3 protein-coding genes are annotated in these 2578 nt (G+C 71.9%); 2 read left to right on the forward strand and 1 reads right to left on the reverse strand.

Going from position 1 to position 2578, the window contains the following annotated elements:
- The coding region (locus tag JMF90_RS32935; protein ID WP_201325996.1) for a PAS domain S-box protein at positions 1-922 on the reverse strand (922 nt) is incomplete at its 3' end.
- Positions 923-1198: 276 nt separating this feature from the next.
- On the opposite strand from JMF90_RS32935, the gene JMF90_RS32940 reads away from it, so the two are divergent.
- Both JMF90_RS32940 and JMF90_RS32945 read left to right on the forward strand, forming a co-directional pair.
- Positions 1199-1561, forward strand: a complete 363-nt coding sequence (locus tag JMF90_RS32940) for a chemotaxis protein (RefSeq protein WP_077179513.1) — start codon at positions 1199-1201, stop codon at positions 1559-1561.
- A gap of 184 nt (positions 1562-1745) precedes the next feature.
- A partial coding sequence (locus JMF90_RS32945; protein ID WP_201325997.1) for a BON domain-containing protein occupies positions 1746-2578 on the forward strand: 833 nt, incomplete at its 3' end.

The raw sequence follows: 2578 nt of genomic DNA on the forward strand, positions 1-2578 counted from the left end.
TCGCCACCAATGGCCCTTCGATTCGCGCGCCAACGTCGATTCGGCCGCCGTGCGGCGAGAATTTCGATGCGTTGTCGAGCAGGTTGTGCAGCACCTGCACGAGCCGTGCGTCGTCGCCGTGCAGCACCACGGAGTCGGTCGGCAGGTCGACGCGGATCCATTGCCCGCGGGCGGCCAGCTTCGGCTGGATGCTCTCGACGCCGCGGCACACGACGTCGCGCACGCTGACCGGGCGAGCGTCGAGCTCGACCTTGCCGGCCGTGATGCGCCCGACGTCGAGCAGATCGTCGACGAGCCGCGTCAGTTGCCCGACCTGGCGGTTCACGGCGTCGCGACACTGCGCGAGCACGGGCGCCGGATCGGGCAGGCTCTGCAGCACGCCGACCGAATTGCGCAGCGGCGCCAGATGGTTGCGCAGCTCGTGCGCGAGCATCGCGATGAATACGCTGAGCCGCTGCGTCGACGCCTCCAGCTCCTCGAGCCGCTTGCGCTCGGTCATGTCGCGCGTGATCTTGATGAAGCCGCACAGCTCCTGCATCGCGTCGCGCACCGGCGTGATCGTCACGCTTGCCCAGAACTGCGTGCCGTCCTTGCGCACGCGCCAGCCTTCGTCCTGGAAGTGGCCGTGCGCCGCGGCCAACGCGAGCCCTTGAGACGGCCGGCCGGCCGTGATCGCGTCGATCGGATAGAACAGCGAGAAATGGTGACCGACGATCTCGGCGGCGTGGTAGCCCTTGATGCGCTCCGCGCCGGCATTCCACGTCGCGACGTTGCCGTACGGGTCCAGCATGAACACCGCGTAGTCGGTGATCGACTCCACGACGGTCTGGAACCGGAATTCGGCGAAGCGGTGCTGCAGGTCGCGCGCGTCGGGCGGGCCGGGCGGCGGATGCGGGGGGAAATCGGCGTCGTCTTTCTTCATCGGAGCGGCAGGTCGGAAATACGGGCGGCCGCAGGTCGCCGGACCGCCGCCGGACAGACGGCGGCCGCGCGGATCGAATTGGCACGTCCGAAAGAATAAAGGAACTCGATTCGGCTGATCAATGGGTGCGCATCGGCCGTGCCGTCCGCCGACATGGGCGCCGGCGCGACCGTCGGCGGCCGGCGCGGCATGCCGATTGCACGACCGGATCGTCCGCCTGCCGTGCGGCGGCCATCCGGCCGGCCGCCCGGCGGCAAGCCACGCAAGGAGGCCGACATGAACAGCACCCTGAATCCCGACAACGAACCGGCCGGCCCGGACGACGAGAACGCCAGCCGCGGCCGCGACGGCCGGGCGCTCGGCCCGAGCGACTCGTCCGACAGCGGCAGCGACACGGCGGGCGCGCGGCGCCATCCGTTCGACGTCGATTCGCCGCTGGACGACCACGCGCTCGAACGCGGCGACGCGGCACTCGACAGCGATACGGACCGCGCGGGCACCGGCGAGCGTGCGTCGGCGGACGGCGATTCGACGCTGGAGGAAGGCGCCGACATCGAGCCGGACCGCACCGAGCGGCTGAGCGAGCCCGGCCGGACGGACGAATCGGACGACCCGGACGAGCCCGGCGGCGCGCCGTGACGCCCGGCACGCAAAAACTGCAATCGCGTTGCAGATTGGGGCGCCTGACGGTTTCCCCACGCTGCGACGCGCAACCGTCGCGGCCCGGCAACGGCGCCGGCACGCGATTTGCATTCACCCGACCGACGCGCGCCGCGATGCGGCATGGATCCGTGCACGGCGCAGGCGATCAAGGAGAGACACGATGCAACGACGATATCCCGGACGGCATGGCGAGCGTGGCGGCCCGCCCGACTGGCGCGAGCGCAATGAACGCGCGTACCGGGGCGCTGGCGAGCGCGGCATCCCGGACGACCCGGCACGGTGGCCGGAAGAAGACTACGAATCGGCTTACCGTCGATTCGCGAGCGAGGATGTGGGCCCGGAAGACTGGGGCAGCGAATGGACCGAGCGGGCCGCGCGGCCGGCCGACCAGCAGCGCGCCGCGGCCGACCCGGACTGGCCGGGCGGCGCGCGCGAGCCGGCGCGGGGCGCCGAGCGCGGCTACGGTGACCCGGGCCGCCGCGCGCAGGGCCGCGAAGGGCGGTACGGCGGCGAGCGCCCGGAATACCGCGGCCATCACCGGATGGGCTGGTACGGCAGCGAGCGCGATATAGGCGACCCCCGAGGCGACCCCCGAGGCGACCCCCGAGGCGACCCCCGAGGCGACCCCCGAGGCGACCCCCGAGGCGACCCGCGCTACGGCGGCAGCGCCCCCGACCTGTCGCGCTTCGGCCCGGACACCGAACGCGACGCGCTGCGCCATCGCCGCGGGCCGAAAGGCTATACGCGCTCGGACGAGCGGATTCGCGAGGACGTCTGCGAGCGGCTCGCGCATGCGCTGGAGATCGACGTGAGCGACGTCACCGTGCAGGTGAAGGCGGGGCGCGTCGAGCTGGAGGGCACGGTGCCGGCGCGCTGGATGAAGCACGACATCGAGGATCTGGCCGACGGTTGCCTGGGCGTGCAGGACGTCGAGAATCGCGTGCGCGTGCGCCGCGACGGCGAACACGATGCCGGCATGGTGCTGCATCCGGA

It is taken from the genome of Burkholderia sp. E168m23 (assembly GCF_016586125.1).
Classification (GTDB): domain Bacteria; phylum Pseudomonadota; class Gammaproteobacteria; order Burkholderiales; family Burkholderiaceae; genus Burkholderia; species Burkholderia orbicola.

Bases quoted from the DNA above. Each gene is read 5' to 3' on its own strand.
- JMF90_RS32940 (WP_077179513.1), top strand. From the start codon at position 1,199: ATGAACAGCACCCTGAATCCCGACAACGAACCGGCCGGCCCGGACGAC.